The sequence below is a fragment of the Mangrovihabitans endophyticus genome (genome assembly GCF_014646155.1).
Taxonomy (GTDB): domain Bacteria; phylum Actinomycetota; class Actinomycetes; order Mycobacteriales; family Micromonosporaceae; genus Actinoplanes; species Actinoplanes endophyticus.
This window is the reverse complement of the sequence record NZ_BMMX01000083.1, coordinates 2,127-8,701: the sequence shown is the minus strand read 5'-3', so window position 1 is coordinate 8,701 and position 6,575 is coordinate 2,127. Positions and strand designations below refer to the sequence as shown.

Here is a 6,575-nt window from a genome sequence, read left to right as displayed (position 1 = left end):
CCAGACGACACACCAAAACAATTGGCACTGGCTAAACAAAACACCCTGTTGAGTTCTCAAAGAACAACCACACACCAACTGAAGCCTCCTGAGAGGCCCTCGCTGGGGCAACTGCTCGCAAACCTGGTCGACTTCGCCATCGCAAGACACAAGTCTTGCCAAGGTCGATAACGACCCTGATGGCATCGCCCAAGTGGTCCACATGAGGACATCCCCGGCAATCCGGTGGTGACACTCAGTGGTTGGCATCGCAGACCGGCCGCTTTCGCTTAACGATCAGATCGCCCGGTTCCTGCTGGCCCGCAAACCATACCCGGTCGACTTCGCTGGCGCAAATCCGGTCTCCCGAATCGCCCGGCATCGCCCGGCACCTCAAACAGAATAACTCCTGTCTGTGGCTGCCCGCTGGTCCACCGTCCGCAACGTCACTTTCGTGGCGTTCCGTCCGGGTTCCCCTCGGGCAGAAAAGAAGTTACGCGACCGCCCGGCCGCAATGCAAATCGGGGTCCCCCGCGTGGCCCACGTCTCGGGGGAGGGTCCGCGGGGACGGTCCGTGAAACAGTGACCGCATGGGTTCTCCCGACTCGTCGACGACCGATCCGGTCTTCGGCGTACTCCTGCCCCTGTGGCAGGTCGTCATCGGTGTGCTCGTGCTCGCCGCCATCGCCGTGTCGATACGGCGGATCCTCATGCGCGGTCCCACCCGGATGGGCGGAGCCATGCTGCTCATCGCGGGCTGCGTGGTGGGCCTCGCCGTCGTCAGCTACCTCGTCCAGCAGTTCTGACAGGGCCGGCGGCGCAGGCGGGCGGTCAGAGGCGCCGATTCGCGACGCTCGGCAGCTCGGCACGGACACTCTCCAACCGCGCCAGGTCGAGATCGGCGGTGACCACCGTCTCCACGTCCGGCGCCTGCGCCAGCACCGTCCCCCACGGATCAACGATCATGCTGCGGCCAAAACACGTACGTCCCGGCTCGTGGTCGCCGATCTGCGCCGCGGCAAGCACGTAACACTGATTTTCGATCGCGCGGGCGCGCAACAGGATCTCCCAGTGGTCGCGCCCGGTATGCAGCATGAACGCCGCCGGCACCACCAGTATGCGTGCCTCACCCTGGACGGTGAGACGCCGGTAGAGCTCGGGAAAACGCAGGTCGTAACAGATGGACAGCCCGGTGCGTACGCCGTTGATCTCCGTCGCCACCGGCTCGCTCCCCGGTGCCACACCCCGCGATTCCCGGTACGACACGCGGCCCGGTATCTCCACGTCGTACAGATGAATCTTCCGGTAGACGGCCGCCAACCGGCCGGACGGGTCGAACACCAACGACGTGTTGAATGTCCGGCGCTCATCCGGACCCGCCTCGTGAAACGACCCGGTGTGTACCCAGAGGCCGAGTTCGCGAGCGGCGGTGGCGAAGAACGCGGCGAAATCCCCGTCCAGAGACTCCGGCTTGGGCGCGCGCTCCGCCGGTCCGAGATAGTCGACGTATTCCGGCAACATCGCGAACTCGGCGCCGGCCGCCGCTGCACGATCGAGCAGATCCCGCGCCACGGCCAGGTTGTGGTCCCGGTCGTCACGGGCGTTGAGTTGGCACACGGAGACGCGCATGGATACCAGACTACGGCCGGATCAGCCCGTACGGCGTACGCCGCGAAGAGCGGCCCGGGAACGTCCGCGAGGGACCGGTCAGGCGGACTTTTCCTCGCGCCCGCGCCGGGCCCGGCGGCCGACGAATTCGCGGGGCACGATGGTGGGCAGCACGTTCTCCTTGACGACCTCGCGCGTGATGACCACGCGGGCCGCGTCGGGGTTGCTCGGCACCTCGTACATGGTGGAGAGCAGCACCTCTTCGATGATCGCCCGCAGGCCGCGAGCGCCCGTCCCACGCAGCATGGCTTGATCGGCGATCGCTTCCAGCGCGCCCAGATCGAACTCCAGCTCCACGCCATCCAGCTCGAACAGGCGCTGGTATTGCTTCACATAGGCGTTGCGCGGCTCGGTGAGGATCTTGATGAGTGCCTCGCGGTCCAGGTTGCGCACCGTGGTGATGACCGGCAGCCGACCGATGAACTCGGGGATGAGCCCGAATTTCAGCATGTCCTCCGGCATGACCTTGCTGAAGATGTCGTCGGTGTTGCGCTCCGAGATCGAGCGCAGGTGCGCGCCGAAGCCGACGCCGCTCTGCCCCACCCGGGACTCGATGATGCGGTCCAAGCCGGCGAACGCCCCACCCACGATGAACAGCACATTGGTGGTGTCGATCTGGATGAACTCCTGGTGCGGGTGCTTGCGACCGCCCTGCGGCGGAACGTTCGCGACCGTGCCTTCCAGGATCTTGAGGAGCGCCTGCTGCACGCCCTCGCCGGACACGTCGCGAGTGATCGACGGGTTCTCACTCTTGCGAGCGATCTTGTCGACCTCGTCGATGTAGATGATGCCCTGCTCAGCCCGCTTCACGTCATAGTCGGCGGCCTGAATGAGCTTGAGGAGGATGTTCTCCACGTCCTCGCCCACGTAGCCGGCCTCGGTCAGCGCGGTGGCGTCGGCGATCGCGAAGGGCACGTTGAGCATCCGCGCGAGCGTCTGCGCCAGGTGTGTCTTCCCGCAGCCGGTGGGGCCGATGAGCATGATGTTGGACTTGGCCACCTCCACCTCGCTGCCCGCGCCGGGCGCGCCGGTGGATTCGGCCTGGATGCGCTTGTAGTGGTTGTAGACGGCGACCGACAGGGCCTTCTTCGCCTGTTCCTGACCCACCACGTAGTTGTCCAGGAACTGGCAGATCTCCATCGGCTTGGGAAGCTCTTCCCACTTCACCTCGCCGGTCTCGGCCAGCTCCTCTTCAATGATCTCGTTGCAGAGGTCGATGCACTCGTCGCAGATGTAGACCCCGGGGCCAGCGATGAGCTTCTTGACCTGCTTCTGAGACTTCCCACAGAAGGAGCACTTCAGTAGGTCGCCACCGTCGCCGATCCGTGCCACCTACGTTCTCCCTGCGCTCATCGGCCGTTCGATCCGGCCACGACCTGAGGATGACCTGCCACGCCGCCGAACCATGGCAGTGAACAGCACATCGTCTACTGACTCGCGTAACTGAGATTGCACGGACGACGTTACCCGCTGAAGGGCTGTTCTCCGACCCCCAAAACGGGCGTGTCAGGGGTCAGTCAGTCTAGCGTTGGCCGACCGACCCCCGACACCGACCCGATCAGCTACCGGCGCCCACCGTCTGAAGGCTCTTCTTCCGACTGACCAGAACGTTGTCGACCAGGCCGTACTCCTTGGTCTCCTCCGCCGTCATGATCTTGTCGCGGTCGATGTCCTTGCGGACCTTCTCCACCGGCTGATTGGAGTGCTTGGCAAGCATCTCCTCCAACTGCGTCCGCATGCGCATGATCTCCCGAGCCTGGATCTCGATGTCCGAGCCCTGGCCGTACCCACCCTCGGTGGCCGGCTGGTGGATGATGATCCGCGAGTGCGGCAGCGCCATCCGCTTGCCAGGGGTGCCCGCGGCGAGCAACACGGCAGCCGCGCTGGCCGCCTGGCCCAGACACACCGTGACGATGTCCGGGCGGACGTACTGCATGGTGTCGTAGATCGCCGTCATGGCGGTGAACGACCCACCCGGCGAATTGATGTACATGGTGATGTCGCGGTCCGGGTCGGCGCTCTCCAGCGTCAGCAACTGGGCCATCACATCGTTCGCGGAGGCGTCATCAACCTGGACCCCGAGGAAGATGATGCGGTCCTCGAACATCTTGTTGTACGGGTTCGACTCCTTGACCCCGTACGACGTGCGCTCGACGAACGAGGGCAGCACGTAGCGGTTGTGCACCGGAGCGAACCCTGCAGGCGTGGTCAGATCGGTCATGGTTCAGCTCCTCAGTTCAGCGTCCCGGCGCCCTCGGAAACCTGCGAGGCTCCCGTGATCACCTTGTCGATAAACCCGTAGTCCTTGGCCTCTTGCGCGGTGAACCAGCGGTCGCGGTCCGAGTCGGCCTCGATCTGCGCCTGGGGCTGGCCGGTGTGGTGAGCCACACGCTCCTGGAACATGCGCTTGGTGTACAGCATCTGCTCGGCCTGGATGGCGATGTCGGCGGCGGTGCCGCCCATGCCACCCGACGGCTGGTGCATCATGATCCGCGCGTGCGGCAACGCGAAACGCTTGCCCGCGGTGCCCGCGCAGAGCAACAACTGCCCCATCGACGCGGCCATGCCCATGGCCACGGTCTGAACGTCGTTGTCGATGAACTGCATCGTGTCGTAGATCGCCATGCCCGAGTAGACCGAACCGCCGGGCGAGTTGATCCACAGGTTGATGTCGCGCTCCGGGTCCTCCGCGGACAGCAGCAGGAGCTGCGCGCAGATGCGGTTGGCCACCTGGTCGGTCACCTCGCTGCCGAGGAAAACGATCCGTTCGCGCAGCAGCCGGTTATACACCGAGTCGTCGAGGTTGCCACTGAGGGAATCGCCCCGCAGCGCGGGGCTTCCAGAGATGTGCAGGTCGGTCATGGCAGCCCTTCGCAGCGTGAGACGTGCCGTTCGAGAATGCGCCCGGCAGGTTGTGCGTCGTACGACCAACCTAACCGCTCATATGCGCATCAGCCTCCCGCTTGGGGAGGTGTTCGCTGACAGCGCAGGGGCCGGCTCCGAGACGCCCCGGAGCCGGCCCCCGCCGCGTCGAAAAGCTCAGTGATCGTGCCCGGCGTGCTCCTCCGCGTTCGCCTCACGCAGATCGTCCAGCGTGAGGGTGTTGCCGGCGTCGTCGGTCATGGTGACCTTCTCCATCACCGAGGCGAGCGCCTTGCCGCGGCGGACGTCCCCGAAGACCGCCGCCGCCGCGCCGGAGCGCACGAGCTGGTCGTAGTACTGCTGCGGCGGCATCTGCGCGCGCTGCGCGCGGTGCACGATCTCGTGGCCGAACTCGTCGTCGGAGACCTGAATGTCCTCGGCGTCCGCCACGGTGTCGAGCAGGAGCTGGATCCGTACGCCCTCCTCGGCGGCGTCGGTCAGCTCCTGGTCGATCTGCTCTTCGGTCTTCTCCTCCGAGCTGAGGTAGTCCTCCAAGCTGGCGCCGATGCGCTCTAGCTGGTCGGTCATCGCCTGCTTACGGCCCTCGACCTCGTCCTTCACGATGCCCTCGGGCGCCGGGATCTCGGCCGCCTCGACGAGCTGCTTGAGCGCTTCGTCCCGGGCCGCGTAGATCTGCTCGACCTTCTTGGCCCGCTCCAGCCGCTGACGGGTGTCGCCGCGCAGCTCCTCCAGGGTGTCGAACTCGCTCGCCATCTGGGCGAACTCGTCATCCACCTCCGGAAGCTGCTTGTCCTTGACGGTCCGGACGGTCACCGCCACGTCAGCGTCACGCCCGGCGAAGTCGCCCCCGACCAACTGGGTGGTGAAGGTCGTCTCGTCGCCGGCGGACATGCCGACCAGCGCCTCGTCCAGGCCCGGCAGCAACTGCTTGCTGCCGACCTCGTGGGAGATGTTGGTAGCCGAGCCGCCCGGCACCTCCTCGCCGTCGACGGTGGCGTTCAGGTCGAGCTGCACGTAGTCACCCTCGGCCGCGGCCCGCTCCACCGTCTTCAACGTGGCGAAACGCTCCCGCAGGCCGTTGACCTGCTCGTCGATCTCCTCGTCGCCGATCTGCACCGCCGGAACGGTGACCGCGATCGTGGACAGGTCCGGGACGGTGATCTCCGGCCGCACGTCGACCTCGGCGGTGAACTTCAGCGGCTCACCGTCGGTGAAATCGGTGATCTCCACCTCGGGACGGCCCAGCGTCTTCACCTCGTGCTCCTGCACGGCGGCCAGAATCTGCTGCGGGATCGCCTCCTGGACGGCCTCGTTCAGCACGGCGCCACGGCCGACGCGCTGGTCGATCACGGCGGACGGGACCTTGCCGCGACGGAAGCCGGGGATCTGCACCTGGGCGCCGATCTCCCGGTACGCCTTCTGCAGACTCGGCTTCAGCTCGTCGAACGGCACCTCGATGGCGAGCCGCACCCGGGTCGGGCTCAAGGTCTCGACGGTGCTCTTCACAGGCGTACTCCTCGTAACTTCCGTATTAGGTGGCAGTCGGGGTGGCGGGATTTGAACCCACGGCCCCTCGCTCCCAAAGCGAGTGCGCTACCAAACTGCGCCACACCCCGCAGGCCGCACACGGCGGCCGACGGCAAGTGTATGCGGTCGGCGGTGAAGGGCGCGCCGCGGAGTCACCCCTGGGCGATCCGGTTCGCGCTGACGCCGGTTGATTCAGTACGATGTTGGCGCGGCCGGAGAAGGTGACCGGGCGCACGCGGGCGTAGCTCAATGGTAGAGCCTCAGTCTTCCAAACTGATTACGCGAGTTCGATTCTCGTCGCCCGCTCTCCTTTGGGTGGAGTGTGTCAGCGGAACGCGCTGACCTGGGCGGATCGCCATTCCAGCCCCGGGGCCGAGCCCCGGAACACCCCACGTTCCGGTGGGGCGCCCCGCCCCGGCAGCTTGCGCGCCGTACCGACCCCGGAACACCCCACGTTCCGGTGGGGCGCCCCGCCCCGGCAGCTTGCGCGCCGTACCGACCCCGGAACACCCCACGTT

The 6,575-nt window shown here is 66.2% G+C and carries 6 protein-coding genes and 2 tRNA genes; 2 read left to right on the top strand and 6 right to left on the bottom strand.

What is annotated here, in order from left to right; translation table 11 throughout:
• The first annotated feature begins 569 nt into the window (after positions 1 to 569).
• Positions 570 to 785, top strand: coding sequence for a hypothetical protein (locus tag IEY73_RS32155; protein WP_189083125.1), 216 nt, complete (start codon positions 570 to 572; stop codon positions 783 to 785).
• A gap of 25 nt (positions 786 to 810) precedes the next feature.
• Here IEY73_RS32155 and IEY73_RS32150 read toward each other — a convergent pair whose 3' ends face one another.
• From IEY73_RS32150 to IEY73_RS32125, 6 genes are all read right to left on the bottom strand, one after another.
• Positions 811 to 1,608, bottom strand: coding sequence for a carbon-nitrogen hydrolase family protein (locus IEY73_RS32150; RefSeq protein ID WP_189083124.1), 798 nt, complete (start codon positions 1,606 to 1,608; stop codon positions 811 to 813).
• Positions 1,609 to 1,686: 78 nt separating this feature from the next.
• Positions 1,687 to 2,979 carry an ATP-dependent Clp protease ATP-binding subunit ClpX gene (clpX, locus tag IEY73_RS32145; RefSeq protein ID WP_189083123.1) on the bottom strand — a complete coding sequence of 431 codons (1,293 nt, stop codon included), beginning with the start codon at positions 2,977 to 2,979 and terminating at the stop codon, positions 1,687 to 1,689.
• A 226-nt stretch (positions 2,980 to 3,205) separates the two neighbouring features.
• Positions 3,206 to 3,868 carry an ATP-dependent Clp protease proteolytic subunit gene (locus IEY73_RS32140; protein ID WP_189083122.1) on the bottom strand — a complete coding sequence of 221 codons (663 nt, stop codon included), beginning with the start codon at positions 3,866 to 3,868 and terminating at the stop codon, positions 3,206 to 3,208.
• An 11-nt stretch (positions 3,869 to 3,879) separates the two neighbouring features.
• Positions 3,880 to 4,509 carry an ATP-dependent Clp protease proteolytic subunit gene (locus IEY73_RS32135; RefSeq protein ID WP_189083121.1) on the bottom strand — a complete coding sequence of 210 codons (630 nt, stop codon included), beginning with the start codon at positions 4,507 to 4,509 and terminating at the stop codon, positions 3,880 to 3,882.
• A gap of 177 nt (positions 4,510 to 4,686) precedes the next feature.
• The gene (gene tig, locus IEY73_RS32130) at positions 4,687 to 6,036 is read right to left on the bottom strand and encodes a trigger factor (protein WP_189083120.1); all 1,350 of its coding nucleotides are present in this window, start codon (positions 6,034 to 6,036) and stop codon (positions 4,687 to 4,689) included.
• Positions 6,037 to 6,072: 36 nt separating this feature from the next.
• Positions 6,073 to 6,146 (bottom strand) — tRNA-Pro (locus IEY73_RS32125).
• 146 nt (positions 6,147 to 6,292) lie between these two features.
• Between IEY73_RS32125 and IEY73_RS32120 the strand changes: the two genes are divergently transcribed.
• Positions 6,293 to 6,363, top strand: a tRNA-Gly gene (locus IEY73_RS32120).
• Positions 6,364 to 6,575: the final 212 nt, after the last annotated feature.